This is a genomic window from Pseudochrobactrum sp. sp1633, from assembly GCF_030376605.1.
Lineage (GTDB): Bacteria > Pseudomonadota > Alphaproteobacteria > Rhizobiales > Rhizobiaceae > Pseudochrobactrum.
Map to the genome: position 1 here is coordinate 81,287 of NZ_JARRAE010000010.1, position 23,334 is coordinate 104,620.

General features: G+C 51.6%; 23 protein-coding genes. 10 read left to right on the top strand and 13 right to left on the bottom strand.

The genetic code is table 11. The features are described from left to right. The first annotated feature begins 85 nt into the window (after positions 1-85). From P8H26_RS12385 to P8H26_RS12400, 4 genes are all read left to right on the top strand, one after another. Positions 86-1,573 (top strand): leucyl aminopeptidase, encoded by a 1,488-nt coding sequence (locus tag P8H26_RS12385; protein WP_289633350.1) that lies wholly within the window; start codon positions 86-88, stop codon positions 1,571-1,573. A gap of 226 nt (positions 1,574-1,799) precedes the next feature. Beyond that, complete coding sequence (locus P8H26_RS12390) at positions 1,800-2,405, top strand: hypothetical protein (RefSeq protein ID WP_289633351.1); 606 nt, start codon at positions 1,800-1,802, stop codon at positions 2,403-2,405. 130 nt (positions 2,406-2,535) lie between these two features. Next, on the top strand, positions 2,536-2,985 hold the full coding sequence (locus P8H26_RS12395; RefSeq protein ID WP_289633352.1) for a DNA polymerase III subunit chi: 450 nt from the start codon (positions 2,536-2,538) through the stop codon (positions 2,983-2,985). Then, the gene (locus P8H26_RS12400; RefSeq protein WP_289633353.1) at positions 2,985-3,539 is read left to right on the top strand and encodes a hypothetical protein; all 555 of its coding nucleotides are present in this window, start codon (positions 2,985-2,987) and stop codon (positions 3,537-3,539) included. Before P8H26_RS12395 ends, P8H26_RS12400 begins: the two co-directional genes overlap by 1 nt. Before the next feature lie 76 nt (positions 3,540-3,615). Here the strand turns inward: P8H26_RS12400 and P8H26_RS12405 are convergent, their stop codons facing one another. Both P8H26_RS12405 and P8H26_RS12410 read right to left on the bottom strand, forming a co-directional pair. Further along, positions 3,616-5,523, bottom strand: a complete 1,908-nt coding sequence (locus P8H26_RS12405) for an ABC-F family ATP-binding cassette domain-containing protein (RefSeq protein WP_289633355.1) — start codon at positions 5,521-5,523, stop codon at positions 3,616-3,618. Between the two features lie 118 nt (positions 5,524-5,641). Next, positions 5,642-6,154, bottom strand: a complete 513-nt coding sequence (locus P8H26_RS12410; protein WP_289633444.1) for a DinB family protein — start codon at positions 6,152-6,154, stop codon at positions 5,642-5,644. 360 nt (positions 6,155-6,514) lie between these two features. Here P8H26_RS12410 and ndk point away from each other — a divergent pair, with 360 nt between their 5' ends. After that, positions 6,515-6,937 (top strand): nucleoside-diphosphate kinase, encoded by a 423-nt coding sequence (gene ndk / locus P8H26_RS12415; RefSeq protein WP_289633356.1) that lies wholly within the window; start codon positions 6,515-6,517, stop codon positions 6,935-6,937. Positions 6,938-7,264: 327 nt separating this feature from the next. Here ndk and P8H26_RS12420 read toward each other — a convergent pair whose 3' ends face one another. From P8H26_RS12420 to P8H26_RS12445, 6 genes are all read right to left on the bottom strand, one after another. Next, entirely contained in the window at positions 7,265-8,059 is a 795-nt protein-coding gene (locus P8H26_RS12420; RefSeq protein WP_289633357.1) for an META domain-containing protein, read from the bottom strand. A gap of 458 nt (positions 8,060-8,517) precedes the next feature. Beyond that, positions 8,518-9,003, bottom strand: a complete 486-nt coding sequence (locus P8H26_RS12425) for a molybdenum cofactor biosynthesis protein MoaE (RefSeq protein ID WP_289633358.1) — start codon at positions 9,001-9,003, stop codon at positions 8,518-8,520. A gap of 4 nt (positions 9,004-9,007) precedes the next feature. Beyond that, on the bottom strand, positions 9,008-9,265 hold the full coding sequence (gene moaD, locus P8H26_RS12430) for a molybdopterin converting factor subunit 1 (RefSeq protein ID WP_289633359.1): 258 nt from the start codon (positions 9,263-9,265) through the stop codon (positions 9,008-9,010). A 4-nt stretch (positions 9,266-9,269) separates the two neighbouring features. Continuing rightward, positions 9,270-9,851 (bottom strand): CDP-diacylglycerol--glycerol-3-phosphate 3-phosphatidyltransferase, encoded by a 582-nt coding sequence (pgsA, locus tag P8H26_RS12435; protein WP_289633360.1) that lies wholly within the window; start codon positions 9,849-9,851, stop codon positions 9,270-9,272. Between the two features lie 211 nt (positions 9,852-10,062). After that, a complete protein-coding gene (gene uvrC, locus P8H26_RS12440; RefSeq protein ID WP_289633445.1) occupies positions 10,063-12,105 on the bottom strand; it encodes an excinuclease ABC subunit UvrC in 2,043 nt (680 codons plus the stop codon). A gap of 74 nt (positions 12,106-12,179) precedes the next feature. Continuing rightward, on the bottom strand, positions 12,180-12,962 hold the full coding sequence (locus tag P8H26_RS12445) for an SDR family oxidoreductase (protein WP_289633361.1): 783 nt from the start codon (positions 12,960-12,962) through the stop codon (positions 12,180-12,182). 394 nt (positions 12,963-13,356) lie between these two features. Between P8H26_RS12445 and P8H26_RS12450 the strand changes: the two genes are divergently transcribed. Continuing rightward, a complete protein-coding gene (locus P8H26_RS12450) occupies positions 13,357-14,022 on the top strand; it encodes an outer membrane protein (RefSeq protein WP_289633362.1) in 666 nt (221 codons plus the stop codon). 403 nt (positions 14,023-14,425) lie between these two features. Then, positions 14,426-15,076, top strand: a complete 651-nt coding sequence (locus tag P8H26_RS12455; protein ID WP_289633363.1) for an outer membrane protein — start codon at positions 14,426-14,428, stop codon at positions 15,074-15,076. Between the two features lie 61 nt (positions 15,077-15,137). On the opposite strand, the gene P8H26_RS12460 is transcribed toward P8H26_RS12455, so the two are convergent. The 4 genes from P8H26_RS12460 to P8H26_RS12475 all read right to left on the bottom strand — a co-directional run bounded on the left by P8H26_RS12460 (position 15,138) and on the right by P8H26_RS12475 (position 18,256). Continuing rightward, entirely contained in the window at positions 15,138-15,737 is a 600-nt protein-coding gene (locus P8H26_RS12460) for a glutathione S-transferase family protein (RefSeq protein ID WP_289633364.1), read from the bottom strand. A gap of 125 nt (positions 15,738-15,862) precedes the next feature. Beyond that, positions 15,863-16,675: a ribonuclease T gene (locus tag P8H26_RS12465; RefSeq protein WP_289633365.1), complete on the bottom strand. Its 813-nt coding sequence runs from the start codon at positions 16,673-16,675 to the stop codon at positions 15,863-15,865. Positions 16,676-16,728: 53 nt separating this feature from the next. Beyond that, on the bottom strand, positions 16,729-17,169 hold the full coding sequence (locus P8H26_RS12470; RefSeq protein ID WP_308446670.1) for a phage portal protein: 441 nt from the start codon (positions 17,167-17,169) through the stop codon (positions 16,729-16,731). A 202-nt stretch (positions 17,170-17,371) separates the two neighbouring features. Further along, positions 17,372-18,256: a 23S rRNA (adenine(2030)-N(6))-methyltransferase RlmJ gene (locus P8H26_RS12475; RefSeq protein WP_289633366.1), complete on the bottom strand. Its 885-nt coding sequence runs from the start codon at positions 18,254-18,256 to the stop codon at positions 17,372-17,374. 156 nt (positions 18,257-18,412) lie between these two features. Between P8H26_RS12475 and P8H26_RS12480 the strand changes: the two genes are divergently transcribed. The 3 genes from P8H26_RS12480 to P8H26_RS12490 all read left to right on the top strand — a co-directional run bounded on the left by P8H26_RS12480 (position 18,413) and on the right by P8H26_RS12490 (position 22,589). Further along, positions 18,413-19,297: a DMT family transporter gene (locus P8H26_RS12480; RefSeq protein WP_308446671.1), complete on the top strand. Its 885-nt coding sequence runs from the start codon at positions 18,413-18,415 to the stop codon at positions 19,295-19,297. Between the two features lie 106 nt (positions 19,298-19,403). Further along, on the top strand, positions 19,404-21,560 hold the full coding sequence (locus P8H26_RS12485) for a molybdopterin oxidoreductase family protein (protein ID WP_289633367.1): 2,157 nt from the start codon (positions 19,404-19,406) through the stop codon (positions 21,558-21,560). A gap of 30 nt (positions 21,561-21,590) precedes the next feature. Further along, positions 21,591-22,589, top strand: a complete 999-nt coding sequence (locus P8H26_RS12490; RefSeq protein ID WP_289633368.1) for an alpha/beta hydrolase — start codon at positions 21,591-21,593, stop codon at positions 22,587-22,589. Between the two features lie 51 nt (positions 22,590-22,640). Here the strand turns inward: P8H26_RS12490 and P8H26_RS12495 are convergent, their stop codons facing one another. After that, a complete protein-coding gene (locus P8H26_RS12495; RefSeq protein ID WP_289633369.1) occupies positions 22,641-23,153 on the bottom strand; it encodes a DUF992 domain-containing protein in 513 nt (170 codons plus the stop codon). Positions 23,154-23,334 lie beyond the last annotated feature (181 nt).

Genomic DNA, 23,334 nt, shown 5'->3' on the forward strand with positions numbered 1-23,334 from the left:
GGTAATTTATATCTTGTGGTTTGGTCATGATAGCGCCACACAAGGAATAAGTTATGCGACTCTGTTTTCATCTATTGGAGTTATTATGTCCAAAAATCCAGTCATCAAGTTTTCGAATTTTTCAGAAAAGCTGAAAGATGTCGTGATTGTCCCTGTGAACAAAGATGGTTCTGTTGCCGCACAGGCAAGCCATGTCGGCGGCGAAGGTTTCGTTTCCGGTCTGATTGCCAAGGCAGGCTTCAAGGGCAAACTTGGTGCTACGCTTGAAACATATCTTGCTGACGGCGCAGGCGCTGAGCGTCTGGTTCTGGTTGGTATTGGTGATCCTGCAAAGCTGAAAAATGACGACTGGCTGAAAATCGGCGGCGCGGCATTTGCCAAAATCGGCAAGGCCGCTGAAGCCAATGCTATTCTGGCAATTGACGGTTTGGATGTAACAGCAGAAGCCGCGGCAGATTTTGCACTGGGCGCACAGCTGCGTGCCTATCGCTTTGATAAATACAAGACCAAGAAAAATGACGATAAAGCAGACGCTAAAGACGTTAAGCTGACAATTCAGGTTGCCGATGCGGTTGCTGCTGAAAAAGCTTATGAATCTGCGGCAGAGGTTGGTGAAGGCGTGTTGCTGGCGCGTGATCTGGTCAATGAGCCTGCCAATGTGCTCGGACCGGTGGAATTTGCTGCGGAAGCTGAAAAGCTTGAAAAGCTCGGCGTTAAAATCACCACGCTCACTGAAAAAGAAATGAAAAAGCTCGGTATGGGCTCGCTCCTCGGCGTGGCTCAGGGTTCCGTGCGACCGCCGCGTCTGGTGGTTATGGAATGGAATGGCGGCAAGGCTAAAGACAAGCCGGTTGCCTTTGTTGGTAAAGGCGTGGTGTTCGACACCGGCGGTATTTCCATCAAGCCTGCGCTCGGCATGGAAGACATGAAGGGTGACATGGGCGGTGCAGCTGCGGTTACCGGTCTGATGCGCGCATTGGCTGGCCGTAAGGCCAAGGTAAATGTTATTGGCGTTATCGGTCTTGTGGAAAACATGCCGGATGGCAATGCACAGCGTCCGGGTGACATTGTCACCACCATGTCCGGTCAGACAATCGAAGTGATCAATACCGATGCGGAAGGCCGTCTGGTTCTGGCCGATGCACTGTATTACACAGCTAAAACCCATAAGCCGCGCTTCATGATCAATCTGGCAACGCTGACCGGTGCGATTGTGATTGCACTGGGCACGCAGCATGCAGGCCTGTTCTCCAATGATGATGAACTGGCTGAACAGCTGTTTGATGCAGGTCAGACCAGCGGTGAAAAACTGTGGCGTCTGCCGCTGACCAAGGAATATGACAAGATCATCGATTCCAAATTCGCGGATATGCGCAACTCGGCCGGTCGCCCTGCGGGTTCGATCACTGCCGCACAGTTCCTCAAGCGTTTTGTCGGTGACACACCTTGGGCGCATCTGGATATTGCCGGTACTGCGATGGATTCACCTGCCAGCGAGTATAATGAATCCTGGGGTTCGGGCTTCGGTGTCCGCGTTCTGGATCGCCTCGTTCGTGACCATTACGAAGGCTGATAAGACCTTTTCTTGTCACAAGATTGAAAAGCCGGTGCTTGCGCCGGCTTTTTTGTATTTCAGGCTCAGTGCATGTCTCAATAAAAATTGACCTCCGGAATATGAATTTTAATTGTGCGCAGCAACAAGAACTTGTTAAGATGTCATAATATGTTCATTGAGATGCTGTGTCCGCCAGTTTTGGCACCCCTGAGGGAAGGGCTGGCTGTTTATTCCGGATAATATTGTGTTTCCATCTTATGCTTCGCGCAGTTTCATCAGTGCAGTGCTGGTGCTGCTTTTATTGAATGCTCTGTTCTTTTTCTTCGTGACGGATTTTGATAATCTTGTCGTCGAAATGGGAGAGGCTGGATTGCTTGAAAATTTGCAGCTGGTTTATCTCGGTCTTGCCGCGATCGCTTTTTTCATTGGTGGTCTGCGCAGTGAGGGACCGGCGCGAATGTTCGCAATCGGCATGTCTGTACTGATGTGGATTTTCTTCTTCCGTGAGTTTGAAGTTGAGCCGACAGGACCGGTGAGCAACTATATCAAGTCCCATGCGTTCCGCTGGCATGAGGCGATTATCGTCATCGCTTTCACTGTTATTTATGTTTTCCGTCATTCAGATTATGTGCGCCCGGTTCTGAATTTTGTTTTCAGCCGCAAAGCATGGCCTTTTTATCTGGCGGCTGTGCTCATTGCCCTCGGCGAAGTTTTTGAGAAAATGCACGGGCTCGCCTTTAATGAGTTTCTGGAAGAGGTTCTGGAAAGCCTGAGCTATTTTACACTGTTGTGCCTAGGCGTGCGCAGTATCACTGCTCCGCAACAAGCGCCACGTTCAGCGACCGCCTGATTATAATCTGACCGGTTTCTATGTATGAAACGGCCTGTCTGATCGACAGGCCGTTTTGTTTCTGGTTTAAGGTCTTAATCTGTATTTTAAAAAAGTGAGAGGTAAGGGGCATTGTTCCCCGCATTGGCAGATGGCGGAAATCCTGTTTTATCATCTGACTGAATCCGTGCTGGATGAAGCGCTGCCGGGGCTGGTTGACCGCTCACTGGAGCGTGGCTGGCGCGTGGTTATCCAGATGACATCTGAAGAGCGCCGCGACGAGCTGGATCGCTTGCTGTGGACATGGAGCAATGCGTCGTTTCTCGCTCATGGTACCGATGCGCAACCTTATGCGGAGCATCAACCCGCTTTGCTGACCACGACAAACGCCAATCCGAACGGAGCAACAGTGCGCTTTGTGGTGGAGGGCGCGGAAGTGTCCGGAGCCGAAGGCTATGAGCGGCTGGTGGTGATGTTTGACGGCCATGATGCGACGCAACTGGCAACCGCACGGAGACAATGGAAAACCCTTAAAGCTGCCGGCCATCAGCTAACATACTGGCAGCAGAATGCTGACCGCCGCTGGGAGAAAAAAGCCTGATGCGTATTTTTTGTATTCTGCTGTTTCTCGTTGGTTTGGCAACCGGAGTGATCTGGCCTTGGGCGCAGCGTCATTTCGGCGGTGAAGAAATCGGCACATGGGTGCTCTATCAGCGCGAGGGTGGCTATCAGTCTGCGAAAGTGCAGTTGAAGCCTGAAGATGCGCCTTTGCGTATCTTTGTCGATGCAACGCCAATGCAGGGTGCAACCAGCGGACAAAAACCATCCGTGCTTAATCTTGCTGTATTGCGCGATGGTGTGCCGGTGCTGGCAGATCGCCTCAGCTACAGCCCAAAAAGCGGCAACGAACAGCGCGATCAGCCACAGAGCGGTGCCGTTATCCGTCAAAGTGCCAAAGATATGGAAACTGTACAGGCCGGAACATATGACTTCAGCGTGCGGGCTGTGGAGGACGGTTTATCGCTGACACGCGCTGATCTCGTGCTGCGCCGCAGCGCGCCTCCTGTTGATGAAAATATTGTAACCGCTGGTGTGGTGGCAATGGTCGCCGGACTCTACGGATTTATGCGACTGCGCAGACGCCAAAAAGTTTGAATGGTCTAAAAATAATTAAGCCCGCCGGTTCATTGAAACGGCGGGCTTAATTGTGTTTTTAGCAAAAATGCAGGGCTTATTCAGCCATAGCCTCTTCATATTCCGCAGAATAATTGAGCCATTTCTCTTCCGTATCGGCCAGCTTTGTTTCTGCTGCTTTCAGATCAATGTTCAGCTTTACGGATTTCTGCGCATCTTTTGTGTAGAGATCAGGATCTTCCAGCATGCCCTTCAGACCTTGAATCTCTTTCTGCAGTTTGTGCATTAAAGACTCGGAATCATTAATCTTTTTCTGAAGCGGCTTAAGCTGCTCGCGCTTCTGTGCGGCGAGTTTACGCTGGTCGGCCTTGTTGAGTTTTGGCCCTTCATCCGCGACCGCAACATCTGACACGGTTTCAAATGTGCTGCTCGGTGTGCTTTTGTCGCTCAAGACCAGCGAGCGGTAATCATCAAGGTCACCGTCATAAGGTTTGACCGTACCATTACGCACCAGCCAGAGCCGGTCCATTGTCGCTTCGATCAGATGACGGTCATGGGCGATGAGGATAACAGCGCCTTTAAAATCATTCAGCGCATGCACAAGCTCTTCGCGGCTGTCGATATCCAGATGGTTGGTCGGTTCATCGAGGATCAGCAGGTTAGGGCCGTGGAATGTTGCAAGCCCCATCAGAAGACGTGCTTTTTCACCACCGGAAAGCTCTTTGGCTTTGGTCAGCATCTTTTCCGTTGCCAGTCCCATCTGGGCGACACGGGCGCGAACTTTCGCCTCCGGCGCATCCGGCATCAGCTTGCGCACATGCTCAATCGCATTGTCTTCCGGCACCAGATCATCAAGCTGATGCTGGGCGAAAAAGGCAACCTTGAGGGCTGGGGAAAGGGTGAGTGTACCATTTTCCGGTTTTAGCCGCCCAGAGATCAGCTTCGCCAGTGTGGACTTACCGTTACCATTAGAACCGAGCAGGGCAATGCGGTCGTCATTGTCGATCCGCAAAGAGAGATTACGCAGGATCGGCTTGCCGGTTTCATAGCCGACATCGGCATTTTCCAGCGCAATGATCGGCGAGGCAGCTGCTTTTTCAGCCTCAGGAAAGCGGAATGGCTGCACATGCTCGTCATAATGCGCGGCAATCGGTTTCAGCTTTTGCAGGGCTTTGAGGCGTGACTGTGCCTGACGTGCTTTGGAAGCCTTGGCACGGAACCGCTCCACAAAGGATTCCATATGCTTGCGATGGGCTTCCTGCTTAACACGCTGCTTCTGCTGTAATTCCAGCATTTCAGCACGCTGGCGTTCGAACTGGTCGTAATTGCCCTTCCAGAAACTCAGCTTTTTCTGCTCAAGATGCAGAATGGAGTTTGTGGCCGAGTTCAGCAAATCGCGATCATGGCTGATGATGATGACGGTGTATGGATAGCGCTTGATATAGTCGATCAGCCACAAAACGCCTTCAAGATCGAGATAGTTGGTCGGCTCATCGAGCAGCAGCAAATCCGGTTGGGCAAACAGCACGGCAGCCAGAGCCACGCGCATGCGCCAGCCGCCTGAAAAGGCAGAGGCAGGGCGCAACTGCGCTTCCGCATCAAAACCAAGGCCGGAGAGAATAGCACTGGCGCGCGCTTCCGCCGAATGGGCATCAATATCTGCAAGCCTGATATAGATTTCAGAAATCCGCTCGGGGTCAGTGGCAGTTTCGGACTCTTCCAGAAGTGCCAACCGTTCCTTGTCCGCTTTCAGAACAATTGAGATCAGGGATTCTTCCGTGCCTGGCGCTTCCTGCGCAACCTGCCCGATGCGGGTATTGCGTGGCATGGAAATATCGCCGGTGTCAGATGACAGTTCGCCGGTAATAACCTTGAACAGCGTCGATTTTCCGGTGCCGTTGCGCCCGACGAAACCGGTCTTTGAACCAGATGGCAGCGTGACACTGGCATGGTCGATGAGGACGCGTCCGACCATGCGGACGGTGATATCATTAAGGATCAACATAAGCCGGTTTTGCACGGGATATTGCAATTACGCAAGAGGCAAAAACCGTCCGGTTTATGAAGATTTTACGGATAATATCGTTTGTCTGCGCTTCGTATTTATACTGGCGGTAAAACTTTCAGACGAAGCGACGACCGGTTTCGGATTTCTGGAAATTCATCATATCAAGATCCGGCGCCTCATGCTTCAGCATGGTGAGGGCTGCATGAACCTGTCCGCGATAATGGGTCTGATGGTTGAACAGATGTGCAAGGGCAGGGGCAAGGCGCTGGCTGATGGTGCGCATGTCGCTCATATTGAGGAATACAAAGCGACCGGAGACATCTGTAGGGGATAAACCTTCCATCCACTCAAGAATACGCGTATCTTCCTGTAAACGTGCCACGCGGAGATCGGCGAGCGCCAGATGGAGAATGGTATCGGGTGTTTTCGGATGGTCGCCTTCGCCGGTGAAACGCTTCATCCATAGTCTGTCATTACCCAATATATGATTGAGCGTTGCATGCACGGATTTATAAAATAATCCGGCATCCTGCCTGTATTCGCTCTCGCTTAAACGGGCGGCAGCATCGAAAAGGTGTTTGTTGGCCCAGCCATTATAGGCAGCAAGCATCAGGAAATGTTGCTTCATCATCAAACTCTCATCAAAAGCCGTAAAAACTGCAGCGCGGGATCGTGCGGCAGCACAGAATCGCTGCAATGCTCATGATCTTCGTTAACTATAACCTGTCTGTGAAGTTATAGCAGGGTAAATAGCTGTATTATCAGTGTCTTGTCATTTTATTGCAGTATCGGCTCGCTATTTTGGTCGCGGCTGAAAGAGCTTTGACAGGGCGAGGCAGCGTTCCCGCTCAAAATCTTTCAGAACAAAGTCGTTTTTGTTCTCTGTTTTCTGCTCCGATTTACGGCAAGTTTCATGATCGCATTTGACTGTAAAAGGCTCTGAGGGTATAGAACGGCACCTTTTCTCAAAATATAAACAGGATTACCGATGGCCATCGAACGTACCTTTTCCATGATCAAGCCAGATGCAACCAAGCGCAACCTGACCGGTGCAATCACCGCTAAGCTTGAAGAAGCTGGTCTGCGTGTTGTTGCTTCCAAGCGCGTATGGATGAGCAAGCGCGAAGCTGAAGGCTTCTACGCAGTGCATGCAGCACGTCCTTTCTTCGGTGAACTGGTTGAAACTATGACTTCCGGCCCGACAATCGTTCAGGTTCTGGAAGGCGAAAACGCCATTCTGAAAAACCGCGAAGTTATGGGCGCTACCAACCCTGCTGATGCTGCTGAAGGCACCATCCGTAAGACTTTCGCTCTGTCGATCGGCGAAAACTCAGTACACGGTTCAGATGCTCCTGAAACTGCTGCTCAGGAAATCACCTACTGGTTCTCTTCGACTGAAGTTGTAGGCTAATTTTAAGCGCATCCCGAAAAGTGTGAAGCGGTTTTCGGATAAGATGCGCGCTTGCAAAAACAGTCAGAGTATTTTCTGAAATACTTTGACTTCTGATTTTTAAAAAGAAAAGCGCTGCAGCAATGCGGCGCTTTTTTTATGGCTGTACATAAATGAAAACCGCCGATCCGGCTGGAACCGGATCGGCGGTTTTTTTATAAGTATTGTCAGAACCAGAGCATTTCCTGTTTTGATTGAATAAGAGGAAATGCTCGATCTTTTGTTCTTACGTGTATCCTATCCCGCGAAGGCGCTTCATATTTTTCGGGATACGCTTCTGGTATAAGATCAGCTATTGCTGGCGAGACGCGCGAGCTCAAGCCCGTTTTCACCGAGCAGATAGAGTTTGCCGTTGTTGATGCTGAATTGGCGTGTCTGCTTCAGCACATCAAGAAATTTGGTTTCCTGATCCATCAGCGCCGGCGGGCACTGCATAAATGTGGAGCCGATCGTGCCGAAATTGAGGGCTTCACCGGTAACGGTAGCTTTGCCGAAATAACGGTTGCAGCCGCCGGAGCCTGTGACTTCGCCGCCTGCGGCAATGGATAATGTTGTCTGCGCGAAATCAATGACGCCTGCGCCACGAATATCCTCTGTGAGCCATTCATGGTTTTCGAGCGACAGCGGAGCCTGAACCGCGGTGGATTTACGCACATTCACAACGCGGATTTCATAAGGTCCTTCAAATTTTTCCGGATTGAATTCGTGCCGCGTATCATTGATGAACCAGAGTGTGTCACCGGCACTGATCCGTGCCTGCAGCGCATAAGTATGGTTGGCAATGAGCTTGGAGGAATCGAACTTCAGTTCAAACGGAATTGGCGCAGAAGGAATATTGCTGAGCTGCTGTTCGGCAATAACCTGCGCAGGCGCATCAGCCAGCGAAACGTCGAGTAACTGCACATTCAGCGTTGCTTCCGGCGGGAGCGCAATACGCTCACGATACATGACGCTGCCGCGCACGGTCTTTTCAGATGCAATGCTCTGCGTTGACAGGGTGGAAGATAGGATCATTGCACTGCCGCCAAAAACGGCAAGGCCGAGTAGGGATGCTGCAATAATACGGGCTTTACCAATCAACATATTTCGTCCTGTTTGTTGCACTGCCAGTGAACGGGCATTTTAACCGGTCGTATATTAACGGTGTATGACTAAAGACTTTATTTAAGTTAAGAATTAACCTTAACTTGTGTTGTAAAGCAATCTACCACTGAAAAAAGACTGAAACCTGCTGTTATGTTCGTACTGTTTGGCTGCTGAAAGACTAAATCCGAATATTCAGCAAAAAGTGCATATCAATGAATCACTGGTCAATGTCTGACTGGGTTTTATGGTTTACTTAAGGCAGTGCCTCAGCATTTAGGGCAAAAACGAAAACCGTTTTGTGTTCGGAAAATGCGAAAACTCATAACAAGAGCATTTAGGGCAAAGCGGGAGGCGCTATGTGCCGGAGAATGCGAAAGCGGGCAATTATAGCGTCAATAATTACCATAGGGCGTTTTAAAGTCAAAAGCTGAATTGTCGTACACAGCCGGAGGGAATTAATTGTCCAGCCAGCGCTTTTTCATCTCTGTATCGCTGGATTTAGCTTTTACCCAACCCGATTGCGGATCCGTCTTTTCAGAGGTGGGAGCAGGGGTAATAAGATGCTCTTTTTTCCAGAACGGCGCATCGCTCTTGAGATAATCCATCAGAAACTCTGCGGCTTCAAACGCAGCTTGTCTGTGCTGGCTGGCGGTGGCGACAAAAACGATCTGTTCGCCTGCTTTAATCAGGCCGCTGCGATGCACAATGGTAACCGCTTGTAGCGGCCAGCGCTTGAGCGCATCCGCAGCAATGTGTGCAAGCTGCGCTTCTGCCATTCCCGGATAATGCTCCAGCTCCAATGCCAGAAGCGTTTTGTTTTCATCGCGGCAATAGCCGGTAAAACTGACGACAGCGCCGATATCCGTGCGCCCCGCAGTCATACGGGCAGTGAGGTCAGCCGCATCAAAATCATCCTGAGAGACGAGAATATACGGCTGCATTGCCTCAGCCTCCGGTCATCGGCGGAAACAGAGCTATTTCACTTGCACCGGCCACAGCTGTATCATGCTCAACATGCTCCTGATTGATCGCCACGCGGATCACATCAGCAAAACGCAGAGCCTGAGCATAATTTTCGCCAAGCCCTGCCAGATATTTCAGCAGGTCAGATACGGTTACAACCTCTTGCGGCAAATCGAGATGCTCTTCGGATTTGCCGATCTGCTCCCGTACCCATGCGAAATAGACCAGTTTAACTGTCATAGCTTTAATTGATCATATGTTTGATACCGGCGCGGAAATAGTCCCAACCGGTATAGAGCGTCAGAAGAGCAGCGATCCACAGCAGAACCAGCCCCATCTCTGTTGTATAGGGCAGAATTTTATCACCGGCAGGGCCGGCCAGCAGAAAGGCCAGCGCAACCATCTGCACAGTGGTTTTCCATTTTGCGAGCTGTGATACCGGTACGCTGACTTTGAGGTCAGCCAGATATTCACGCAGGCCCGAAACCAGAATTTCGCGGCAGAGAATGATGATTGCAGCCCAGAGAGACCAACCGGCAATGGTACCGTCAGCGGCCAGCAGGAGGAGAATAGCGGCAACCAGCAATTTATCGGCAATCGGATCGAGCATGCGGCCGATATTGGATGTCTGTTTCCACATCCTTGCCAGATAGCCGTCAAAGAAATCTGTAATACTGGCAACAGCAAAAATGCCAAGTGCCCACCAGCGCGCGCTGTCACTGCTTTTCAGATGTCCTTCTAGGAAGAAGCACAGAACCACGAGGGGCACAGCAGCGATACGTGCATATGTAAGGATGTTGGGCAGTGATAATGTGTGTTTACTCATAGTCCCCTATAACCCGTATTCTGGATAAGCATGAGCCGGAAGCCCATGACTGGAGAAGTTGAACCTTACGGCTCATGCAAAGAACAATCTGTTTTAAGCTATACAACAAATCAGTGTCAGCCTGTTACCATCAATCTCTCTATACGGTAAAAAGCAACACTCTGACGGGCAGTTTAAGCCTTATTATGTGTATATTGCGTCGGGTAAAGCATTATTGATCACGAAAATGGTCGTAAATGCTTTGAGCAAGAGCTTCTGAAATCCCCTCAACTTTCATCAGGTCGGCCAGAGCCGCGCCCGAAACCGCTTTGGCCGTGCCGAATTCATGCAGCAAAGCCCTTTTGCGCGATGGGCCGATACCGGCAATTTCATCCAGCGGGCTTTTGATCATTTCTTTTTTGCGCTTCGCCCGATGGGTGCCGATGGCAAAACGGTGGGCTTCATCGCGCATACGCTGGATGAAGTACAAAACCGGATCGCGTGGGGGCAGGGTAAAAGCCGGTTTGCCGCTGACAAAAAAGCGCTCGCGTCCCGCATCGCGGTCGACACCCTTGGCAATGCCAATGGAAATGACCTGATCGTTGATGCCGAGCTGCGTGAGAATTTCGCGCACCGCACCCACTTGCCCCTGACCGCCGTCGATCAGAATAACATCCGGCCATGCAGGGAAAGTGTCATCCGCAATATCCTGTGCATCAGCATCATTTTCTGCAGGAGCTTTTGGCTCCGCTACTGTGAGATCTTTCATGTGGTCTTTAATCAGACGACCGAAGCGGCGCTCAATCACTTCTTTCATCATGCCAAAGTCATCACCTGGCGTGATCTCTGTGGAGCGGATATTGAACTTGCGATACTGGTTTTTTACAAACCCGTCGTGTCCTGCCACGATCATGCCACCAACGGCATTGGTACCCATAATATGGGAGTTATCATAAACCTCGATCCGGCGCGGTACGCGCGGCAAATTGAAGGTTTCTGTCATGGCTTTCAGCAGTCGCGCCTGCGAGGAGGTTTCTGCCAGACGACGCCCCAGCGTTTCGCGGGCGTTGGTCATGGCATGATCAACGAGATCTTTCTTTTCGCCGCGCTGTGGAACATTAATTTGCACACGGTGTCCGGAACCGGCTGACAGTGCATCGCCGAGCAGTTCCTGATCTTCCACGATCTCAGACAAAAGGATCAGTTTAGGGCAGGGCTTGTTATCGTAAAACTGGGTGATGAATGCGCCGAGCACTTCTGCCGCTGAAAGAGACGGATCAGCCTTCGGAAAATAGGCGCGGTTACCCCAGTTCTGTCCGGTGCGGAAGAAAAACACCTGAATACAGGCCAGTCCGCCTTCCTGATGAATGGCGAAGACATCTGCCTCATCAACCGTTTGCGGGTTGATACCCTGATGAGACTGGATATGGGAAAGCGCTGAAAGCCGGTCGCGATAAATTGCGGCGCGTTCAAAGTCGAGCTCATCTGAAGCCGCGCTCATCGCATCGCGCATATGCTCCTGCACGGCTTTGCTGCGGCCTGAGAGAAAGGCTTTGGCTTCACGTACCAGCGCCGCATAATCCTCATCACTGACTTCATGGGTGCAAGGGCCTGAGCAGCGCTTAATCTGATGCAGAAGGCAGGGGCGAGAGCGGCTGTCGAACATGGAATCAGCGCAGCTGCGCAACAGAAATGCGCGCTCCAGTGCATTGATCGTGCGGGTAACAGCACCGGCTGAGGCGAAGGGGCCGTAATATTCGCCCTTACGGGAACGTGCACCGCGATGTTTAAAAATACCCGGTGCCCGCGTGTCGCCGGAAATCAGAATATAGGGAAAAGATTTATCATCACGAAGCAGAACATTAAAACGCGGACGTAAGCGTTTGATCAGATTCGCTTCCAGCAGCAGCGCTTCTGTTTCTGTGCGCGTGACCACAAACTCCATCGTCGTGGTTTCACGGATCATACGGGCAATACGGTTACTGTGCCCCTGTCCGCGGGCATAATTGCTGACGCGTTTTTTCAGGCTGCGGGCTTTGCCGACATAGAGCACGTCGCCCTCACGGTTGAACATGCGGTAAACGCCGGGACTGTTCGGCAGTTTTTTGACAAAAGCGTTGATAACCTCCGCGCCGCTTAACCCTTCAGAGGCAGCGTCAAATTCATCTAATGCGGAATCCCAGCGAATATTGCTGGCTAAGGTAGCTGCAGAGCTGACCTCTTCGGTGAAGCCGTCTTCCGTATCAATGCTATCGTCCTGTTCGTCAGCAGTCATATCATCAAGCAGCAGTGTATCTTCATCCGGATTGTTACCAGATGGGAGAGTGCCATTGCTGTTTATGCTTTGTGTCATTCCGAAATACCTGCGATATCCGGCGTTTCCCATGCCAGATGCTGTCCGCCGTCCAGAGCAATCATTTGCCCTGTGATGGAGCGTGTCTTCCACAGATAGTCAATCGTGGCGGCAAATTCATCTAGATGCGGGGCTTTTTTTAGCAATACGCCATCAACCTGTTTTTCAAAGTCTTCGACCTTTTGCCTTTCGCTCGGCAGAGTTGGGCCAGGAGCAATGGCATTAACGCGGATTGCAGGTGCCAGCGCCTGCGCAAGCGTGCGCGTAGCTGTCCACAGAGCGGTTTTAGACAATGTATAAGAAAGAAAATGCGGATTGAGCTTCCACACCCGCTGATCGGTAATATTGATGATCAATCCCTGATCGCCTTCGGGCAGAGCCTCGGCCATTGCCTGCGCCAGAAACACCGGCGCTTTAAGATGGATAGCAAAATGCCTGTCCCAGAGGTCATGAGAGAGTGACCCGATACGGTCGTCTTCAAACAGCGAGGCATTGTTGATCAGCAGGCCGACAGGGCCGAAATGCTGCTGCGCATCATTGATGAGACCGGCCACTTGCGCAGCGTCAGACAGGTCTGCTGTTACAATTGCAGCTTTGCCGCCGCTGTCGCGTATACGTTGCACCAGTTCCTGAGCCTGTGTGGCGGAGCGGTTGCAATGAATAATAACCGGATAACCACGGGCTGCCAGGTCCTGTGCAATATGACTGCCGATGCGTTTTGCACCACCGGTAATCAGGGCAACAGGTAAGGTTTCAGACTCTGTCCGCTTGGCAGTCATTGGTAACAGGCTCCTTCTCCTGCCGTTTGTATCCGGCATTATGGTGATGCAAATCAGGTGCAATGAAATAACAGTATCACGGAATAATCTGTTTTACCGGAATACAAAAATACGGATTAGAAAAATTCCGCAGGCGGCACATTCCAGACTGATGTAGCTGAAAATTTCCATTGAATATAATTATAATAAAAAATTGCGCTAACTAATTAATATTAAAGAAAATGTTGCGGTATTGCACCATCTTTTTTCGTTCATTTTTCTGCCGTTTTTCGATCACTTTTATGCATTTTAGCCTGTGTCTCCTGTTGATGTTGACAGGGGCATAAGCCGGACACAACGGTTTTTTGTTGTGCCGGTTCTCATTTTTAAAATTGGAATACTACAAGGAAATTTTATGAAACATTTTAAAACTCTGGCGCTTGTTTCAACCGCGGCCATTTCATTCGCAGTACCTGCCTCGGCAGCCGATATCGTTCGTGCACAGCCTGTGGCTCCGGCGCCTGTTGCTTCGGTCGTTCCGCAGGATAGTTGGGCAGGCGGATATACCGGTCTTTATCTCGGTGGTGCAAAAAACCGGTTTGGGGCTACAGTTAATGGGGGTAATTTTCATAAGAATGCTGCCAAGTTTGGTGCCTATAGCGGCTGGAACTTCCAGAATGGCAATATTGTGTACGGTGTTGAAGGTGACGTCGGCTACAACACGGCTAAGGCTGGTAAAGTCAGTGAAAACGAAGCCTCTGTAAAAACCGGTTTTGAAGGGTCTCTGCGCGGCCGTCTGGGTTACGACATGGGCGTGTTCATGCCTTATGTGACAGCTGGTGTTGCCGGTACGCAGATTAAATATAACGGCGGTGACGCGGGATCGAAGAAAACATTCCGTACCGGCTGGACAGCTGGCGTCGGGACAGAGGCCAAGCTGACGGATAACATTACTGCCCGTGTGGAGTATCGTTATTCTGACTTCGGCAAAAAGAATATTACCTTGTCACAAGATGCCTATATTCCGGCTTCAACATTCAAGACTCACGAAATCCGTATGGGCGTCGGCTACAAGTTCTGAAAATATCTGACCGGACCGTGTACAAAACTGTATGCGACCCCGTACCGGATAAAAGGGCGGTCATTAAATGATCTGCTTTGCCGGAAAGACTGATATTTGACGAGTTTCTAACATACTGAAAAGGCTGGTTTTCGAACCGGCCTTTTTTGAATCTAAGGCTAAAGTTATCGGTGTAAGTGATTGTGAAGATTTGAACCGGCCGACACCATTTAAACATAATATGGCCGGTATTTTTCCATCACTCTGCATTTGTGCTGCCGTATTGTCCCTGCATCTTTTATCACGTCGGGCAACTTTCTTTTCTCCGTACGAAAAAAGAAAGAGGGGCTCCTCTGTAAGACACAGAGGCTCTTTTTGAAGTTCAATGCCAAACAGGTTATTTAAATTTATAAGGACAAGGCGTATGCGCACTATCAAATCTCTGGCACTTGCTTCTGTTGCGTTGTTGCCGCTTTCGGCCACAGCTTTTGCCGCAGATGCGATTCAACCGCAGACATATGAGCCTGCTCCGGTTGTGGACACTGCTCCGCAGAATAGCTGGGCTGGCGGTTATACAGGTCTGTATCTGGGCTATGGCATCAACAAATTCAAAACCGACAATGCTGTCGGTGATTTGAAAGACAACAATGCCAAGTTCGGTGGTTATGCTGGCTGGAACTTCCAGAACGATAACATCGTTTACGGTGTGGAAGGTGACGCCGGCTACAATTGGGCGAAAAAGGAAGAGCTGGGTCTGACCGCAAAAAGCGGCTTTGAAGGCTCGCTGCGTGCCCGTCTTGGTGTCGATATGGGGCCGGTTATGCCTTATGTGACAGCCGGTGTGGCCGGTACGCAGGTGAAATTCTCCGATGCAACCTCATCGCAGGATAATTTCCGCGTTGGCTGGACAGCCGGTGCCGGTGCTGAAACCTTCCTGACGGAAAATATTACTGCCCGTCTGGAATACCGTTATTCCGATTTCGGTAAGAAAGACTACCAGCTGAATAGCGGCACAGTGAATGACGGTGGTCTTCAGACCCATGATCTGCGTCTGGGTGTTGGCTACAAGTTCTGATCCGTATGGATTTAGTAAAAAAGCCGGGAAGCAATTCCCGGCTTTTTTTGTATTTTATCAATTATGCCTTTGGCAGCTGTGCAGCCAGCTCAGGATGCAGATCTGCAAAGCGTTTGGCCCAGCGCTTCAGCTTCGGGCGGCCACGCTCCCAGCCATTGCCGAAACGCAATGTCAGATAGCCGAGTGCTGCGGCAATCGCGATATGTCCGCCGTTGATTTTAGCGCCGATACGCGGCGCGGTTTCATTCAGCAGATCCAGCGTGCGTTCTGCTTTTTTCCAGTACCAGTCCAGCACCGGCTGATGCACGATTTCTTCAGGCCGCATGCGGCGTTCATAAACATGTGCAACGAGCACATCACAAAGACCGTCAGCAATGGCCTCAAACTTTTCTGCATCAAGACGTTTCTCGGCATTGCGGGGAAACAGCTTGTTGCCGGAAAGGCGGTTGAGATATTGCGTGATAACGCGGCTGTCGAAAACAGTTTTGCCTTCCGGCGTAACCAGCGTCGGAATTTTGCCGAGCGGATTGGCGGCAATCAGTTCTGCCGGTTCATCGCTGGTGACAACAATATGTTTCTCAAGCTCAATACCGGTATAAAGTGCCGCGAGGCGTACTTTGGCACTGAAAGGTGAGGTCGGTGATGTGTAAAGCTTATGCATGTTTGAAAGCCTGAGGTTGGAGCATTTCCAGTAAAAGTGGAAACCGGTTTTGCGTTAAGATATGCGTAAAACTAAGAGATGAAGCATTTCCTGTGGTTAAAAATAAACCGGAAATGCTCCAGTGATCAGCGATTGGGCAGAAGAGTAACAGAACGGCTACGGCAGGAGTTGCGATCAACCTCGCCGCAAGAGCGGAATTTAAGACCTTTATCCATACAAATACGCACTTCCTGTATGCGCCTGCGATTGCAGGTCACAGCAATGGCATCTGCGGGCAGGCCGGGATTAGCGGCGATAAAGGCCTTTTCAATGAGTTGCGGATCAACCGTACGCGGACTGGTGACATTGCGCAGAGCAGGAGGTACAGTCACGGCCTGATAGGCATTCTGCACTGTTGAAAAATAATCGCGCTGGCTGATGCCCGCACAGGTGCCATGCTTGCGCCATTCGTGACGCATCAGACCTGCTGAGGGCATGATATCCGAGAGTTCGGAAACCAGATCGCGGGGCACCAGATCATTCGCCTGCCTGTGGTCGCAGCTTTCAGGAAAGCCACGGTCATATTGCGGCCAGAGACCATGAACGATGAAGCCGTAGCTGCGTCCGGTGCCGCATTGCTGGCGTGCATTGGCGCGGTTGCCATTATCCGCACAATAGCTTGGCGACCAGCTGAGCGACAAAACATAGAAATCAAAATTCGCATTAGCAGAAGGCACAGAAGGCGCAGGGGTGTTTTGCGGCTTTACCGGTGCGCGTTGCGGAATTTTATTTTCCGGCCTTAGCGCCGGACGCTCCTGATTACCAAGAGGGCTGAGCTTGCGCAGATCATTGCCCATGCCCTGCAACAGCTTTTCGTTGAGCGGCTGAGCGTTCACAGGTGAAGTGAAAGCGCATGTCAGCACGAGCAGTATGGCGGAGGCAGAAAAACAGCCCGTCATGCAACGCGCATACGGGCTGGGCTTTTTAAATGAAGATTTCAGCATTCTGCAAATCAGCGGAGAACGCGGCAGCGGCCGTCATAGACAAACCATTTGTCGAAACCGTCTACACAGGATTCCACATTGCGTCCCATAGAAGCCAGTCCCTGACGTTCTTCTACCAGATACCACATATTCCGGTTTTCACCGTTGGAGAGAACGGCGGTAGCGCGGCAATAATGACGCTCAATGCCTGACGGATAGGTTTTAGCATCAAAGCGGGTGGTGTTCACGTTGCTGACAGCGTTGATGCTGACAGCCGGCATTTCCGGCACGCCACGCACGAGGCGGTCAAACTGGGCGACAGCGCTGTTAATAACACTCTGCTCATGGCAGACAGTGTCAGCACCTGCTGCGGGCGCGGTTGCAATATAATCTGCAGCCTGCGCCTGAGAAAAAGAACCTGCCGACAGACCTGCAAACAGCGCGAAAGCAAAAGCGGAGCGAAATGACATGAGTCTGTCCCTGTTTTAAAACACTGAGCATTTCCGGGGCAAAAGCGGATACCGGTTTGCGTCGGGAAATGCGTCCAAAAAGAGAATGCAGTGCCGATGATTCCGTATCACCGGAACTGCCTTGACCATAGTTTTTGCCATATTCCTGTTGCGGGTCAAGCCTCAACAGCGCACAAGAGAGTGATCCTTGATAAATGAGCGCTTATTTTTCTGTGCGCTCTTCGCCCGTGATCCACTCAATCCGGTAGCTACCCTGATTATTCTCGCCGAACAGCTTGGCAAGCCAGGGAGAAATTTTGGCCATTTCTTCTTGCAGGAGATAAGGCGGGTTAACCACAATCATGCCTGTACCGTCAAAGCGCTCTTCCTGAGACGGCGCACGAACAGACAATTCCAGCCGCAGAATTTTTGGCAGTCCGCTCTCTTTTAAACCGGCGATAAAGCGGTTGACTTCACGCCGGTCTTTAACCGGATACCACAGAGCATAGGTGCCGGTGGCAAAGCGGCGATGGGCTTTCATCAACCCGTCCACCAGCCGGTCAAATTCTCCGGCGATTTCAAACGGCGGGTCAACCAGCACCAGACCGCGTTTTTCCTTCGGCGGCAGATGCGCACCAAGTGCCAGCCAGCCATTGAGCTCGGTCACGCGGGTCTGATAATCGCCTTCAAACAGGGCTGCCAGTGTTTTGGCATCCTGAGGGTGCAGTTCCAGCGCTGAGAGACGATCCTGCGGGCGCATCAGGTGGCGGGTAAGCAGGGGAGAGCCCGGATAGAAGCGCAGGTTCTTGCCATTATTAGCGCTGTTTTCCTGCTCGATAACGTCAAGATAAGGCGCGATCAGTTCCAGCACCGGTGCAGGAATTGCGTCTTTGGCCTTGGCGTCGATAACTTGCTCAATGCCACCACGCCATTCTAGCGTTTTGCCTGCTTCCACACCGCCGAGGTCATAGCGCCCGATACCGGCATGAGTATCAATCACGCGCAAGCCTGCTTCTTTGCGCTGCATATAAAGCAGCACACGGGTCAGAACGATATGTTTGAACACATCGGCAAAGTTTCCGGCGTGATAGGCGTGACGATAATTCATAATCAGTTATTTCCGGTTGGCGTAGTCAGGCAGGTAAAGATGGCCGATTACAGCCATATATCGGTTCGCGGATGATTATGCCATAACCAGTATACCGGATGTGCAGTCAATCTGATTCTGCCTTTTAGACCGGTTATGTAACAGTCCGGTGACATGATGTCTGGTTTTGTCGTTCTGATCGTCCTTTTTGGCGCTTTGCTGCATGCAAGCTGGAATGTCATCGTTAAATCAGGCTCCGATAAATACCTCAATGCCGTTCTGGTTTGCGGGGCGGCGGGTCTTATTGCGCTGGTTTTAATTCCGTTTATGCCGCTGCCGTTTGCTGCCAGCTGGCCTTACATGATTACGTCCACCATATTTCAGGTCTGCTACCTGTTTATGGTTGCTGCGGCCTATAGCAACGGCGATATGAGTCTGGCCTATCCGCTGATGCGCGGAACACCGCCTTTGCTTGTGGCTATGGCTGCGGGGCCGCTGATCGGCGAAGTGCTGGGCGGAGGCCAGTGGCTGGCTATCGGTCTGATTTCCAGCGGTGTTTTGACAATGGCACTTGGCAGCCGCCAGAAAGTGGCGGCAGGGCCTCTTGGCGATACTCAGAAAACAACAACAGCGCAAAACACCACCCGCACGATTATCATCGCGCTGATCAATGCTGTGTTTATCGCCGGATATACACTGGTTGACGGTATCGGCGTGCGTGTGTCCGGCAATGCGGTTTCTTACACATTGTGGGCATTTCTGTTTAACGCAATCCCAGTGGTTAGCTGGGGCGTCTGGAAATATCGTGGCCGGTTATTCGGACATATAAAACAGCGCGGGCATCTGGCGCTGGTCGGCGGGGTCGGCACACTTGGTTCCTACGGTCTGGCACTCTGGGCAATGACAATGGCGCCGGTTGCTATGGTCGCGGCCTTGCGGGAAACCTCAATTCTCTTCGGTATGGTTCTGTCGCTTGTGCTGCTGCGTGAGCATATCAGCCGCAAGCGTCTTGCCGGTGCGTTGCTGATTGTCTGTGGCACAGTGCTGATGCGGCTTGTATAAAACGTGTCTGAGGCGGGTTGAAAACCGGCTTACAACTATGCCGTTTTGCCTTATACCGGATTAGTCCGTTTTTTGCCGTTGAAATATATCTTTCAGGAATTGCCTTATGACGCTGCGTGTTTCCCCTCAAATCGGCCATTCAGCCTGCCCGCATGATTGCCCGTCCACCTGCGCGTTGGATGTGGAAATTCTGGACAGCCACACAATCGGGCGTATTCGCGGTGCCAAGGACAACAGTTATACGGCCGGTGTGATCTGCGCCAAGGTTGCCCGTTATGCTGAGCGTGTTCATCACCCTGACAGGCTGCTGAAACCGCTGATCCGTAAAGGCGCGAAAGGGAGCGGCGACTGGCAGGAAATTTCCTGGAAAGATGCGCTGGATCTGACTGCGGATAAGTTTCAACAGGCTGAAGAAAAATACGGCTCGGAGAGCATTTGGCCAAATTACTATGCAGGAACAATGGGGCTGGTGCAGCGCGATTCCATCAATCGTCTGCGTTACGCCAAAAAATACTCCGATATGTTCTCCAGTTTTTGCACCAATCTGGCATGGACAGGCTATGTGGCAGGTACCGGCGCATTGCGCGGGCCTGATCCGCGCGAGATTGCTAAATCTGACTGCGTTGTGATTTGGGGCACCAATGCTGCCGCCACGCAGGTCAATGTCATGACCCATGCTGCGCGCGCCCGCAAAGAGCGCGGGGCAAAGATTGTCGCGATTGATGTTTATGAAACAGCAACCGTGCGGCAGGCGGATATCGGCATTGTGCTGAAACCCGGCACAGACGGCGCTTTTGCCTGTGCCGTGATGCATGTGCTGTTTCGTGACGGCTTAGCCGACTGGGATTATCTCAACCGCTATACGGATGCGCCGAAAGAGCTGGAACGCCATTTGCAAAGCCGTACTCCGCAATGGGCGGAGGCTATTACCGGTGTGTCGGTCGAAGATATTGAAGCCTTTGCGCATCTGGTCGGAACGGTAAAACGCACATATTTCCGCTTGGGCTACGGGTTTTCCCGCCAGCGCAATGGCGCAGTGAATATGCATGCGGCTTCCTGCGTGGCCGCGGTAACAGGCGCATGGAAATATGAAGGCGGCGGAGCCTTTCATTCCAACTCCGGTATATTCGGCATGGACAAGTCGGAGATTGAAGGAACGGCTTTTGCTGATCCGTCCATTCGGTCGCTGGATCAGTCGAAAATCGGGCGTATTCTCAATGGTGACCACGAGGCGCTTTACGGCGGACCGCCGGTGATGGCGATGCTCATTCAGAATACCAATCCGGCCAATGTGGCACCGGAACAGCGACTGGTGCGCCAAGGCTTTATGCGGGAAGATCTGTTTACTGTTGTGCATGAGCAGTTCATGACCGATACGGCCAAAATGGCTGATCTGGTGCTGCCTGCAACGACATTTCTGGAGCATGACGATATTTATCGCGGTGGCGGTCAGCAGCATGTGTTGCTGGGAGCCAAGCTGATCGAACCGGTCGGCGAAGCGCGTGAAAATATCTATGTGATCAATGAGCTGGCAAATCGCTTAGGCGTTGGCCATCTGGATGGTTTCAATCTGCCAGCTCGCAAACTGGTTGATAATCTTTTAGTCAAAAGCAATATGCCGGATTTTGAGGCGATGCAGCAGCAGCGCTGGCTGGATAAGCAACCGGATTTTGAAACATCACATTATCTGGATGGATTCGCCTGGGATGACGGCAAGTTCCGTTTCCGTGTGGACTGGCAAAAACAAACATCGCCGGATCGTCCGCCGGAAGCGATGGGGCTTCAGGGGCCTTATGCGCAGATGCCTGAATTTCCGGATTACTGGGCAGTCAATGAACTTGCCGACCCGCAGCATCCGTTTAAGCTCACCACATCACCGGCGCATAATTTCCTGAACTCGACTTTCACCGAAACGCCGACGTCTTTGGCGAAAGAAGTCCGGCCGCAATTGCTGATGCGCGATGATGATGCAGCAGAACTCGGGCTTGAGGACGGCGCGCGTGTGCAGATCGGCAATGAGCGCGGCAGTCTGGTTCTGCATGTCAAAATCCAGCTGGCCGGTGATAAAATGAGCGGAAGCAAAAAGCTGCGGCGTGGCGTTGTGGTGTCAGAAGGGCTGTTCCCGAATTCCGCTTTTGAAGGCGGCGAGGGCATTAATATTCTGACCGGTGCGGATGCGGCAGCACCGCATGGCGGCACTGCTTTTCACGATATTAAAGTCTGGGTGCGGGTTTGTGAGGAAGGTACGGCGCAGGCTGCATAGGCGTTAACAACAAGTGCGGGGGGCAAAAAGATGCGTGCGAAAATAGCTGTTCCGCGACGACGCTGGTGGCTGCATGGCTTGCTGATCCTGCTCTTGTTAGTCTGTGCCTATATTGTCGGCGCGGCTTTCTTTGTGCGCTCCGTGCTGGAAAAAGTTTTGTTTGTCGGAAACCTGTCATTTCCGACCCAGACCCATGATCCTTATCAACTGGGCTATCGCGGTGATCCGCAGCAGGCTTTCGGATTTTCGTTCGAGACTGTTCGCTATCAGAGTGAGTTGGGCGAAATGCCTGCATGGTTCATACCACCGGCAGATGCTGCGGTCTCATCAGACATTGCTGCAATCTATGTGCATGGTATTGCCGGTCATCGGGAGGATGGTTATCGCCACATGTCGGTTCTGCGTGAGGCTGGCATTCCGGTATTGCTGATCAACTATCGCAACGATGACAATGTTCCTCAATCGCCTGACGGGCTCTATAGTTTCGGCTTGACCGAATGGCGCGATCTTGATGCCGCAGCCATCTATATGCGCCAACGTGGTTTCAAGCGACTGATCATTGTCGGGGAATCGCTGGGCGGGGCAATCACCGGTGCATTTTTGAAGAATATTGAATTGCAGGATCGTATTCCGCCCTATGACATTGAGGCGGTTATTCTTGATTCACCGGCACTCAGTTTTGCGATGATTGTCCGTTATCAGATCCGTAATCTGCGTCTGCCTCTTAGCGGATTGATAGAGCCTGTCGCGCTGGAGCTGTTTGCCTATAAACATGGCACAGATTTTACACAGGCTGACAGCCTGAATGCCGTGGCGAATTTTAACGGCAGATTGCTTGTTTCACATGGCAGCGGTGATCGTATCGTGCCTGTTGAGATCAGCGACAGATTGGTGACAACACGCTATAATCTTACCAATTATCTCAAAACACATGCAGACCATTTGCAGGGCTGGCATGAAAACCCGGAGCGTTACCGGCAGGCATTGCGCGCATTCTTAGCGCCGGTGACTGGTACATCACGCCAATAAAAAAGCCCGCGCTGGAGAACAGCGCGGGCTTTCAATTTATTTTGCTGAATATCAGCCCTGATATTTCAGGCGGAAGTTGGAAAGACCAACTGCAACATTCAGGCCCTTCTGGCCCTGAATGGAAATTGGCTGCAGGGAAATATTTTTCCATGTGCCGCCGGTCAGAATGTTGGTGCCTGCGCCGATGCCGATTGTGGCATTGGCCGAAGCGCCGACATAGCTGCCGCGCAGAGCGCCTTCAGGGCGAACAGTTGGTGCCCATACAGCCCATGCGAGCTGGCCGGCATTGTAGAAGCCGAGGTCAACACCGATCTTGGTGATCTGGCCGGTATAACGCTCAGCAGGCGCACCGCGCTGTGCAGGCTGGAATACGCAATCAAGATCCTGACGGCTGCCGATGATGACACCGATGGACGGCTGGAAATCGCAGGTCAGCACGCCAACTTCAGAGCGTGGCTGAGTGACTGCGCTGCGGGAAGTAGCCATGTCAGCAGCAGAAGCTGAAACGGCGAAAGTACCGGCAGCAAAAACGGCGATAAGAGCAGCAGAGTTACGGAGAGACATGATATCTTCCTCTTCTTATTTTAGACGCATCCTCGAAAGTGTAAAATGAGTTTCGGATAAGATACGCGTTGATTCAACAGGTTAAAGCGTTTGACCGCTCGAAATCTCTGCCTGAAAAACGAACCATAATGACGGGAATCATCTGATAGCTGAACAAGCAGTACAAATGTGATACGTGGCT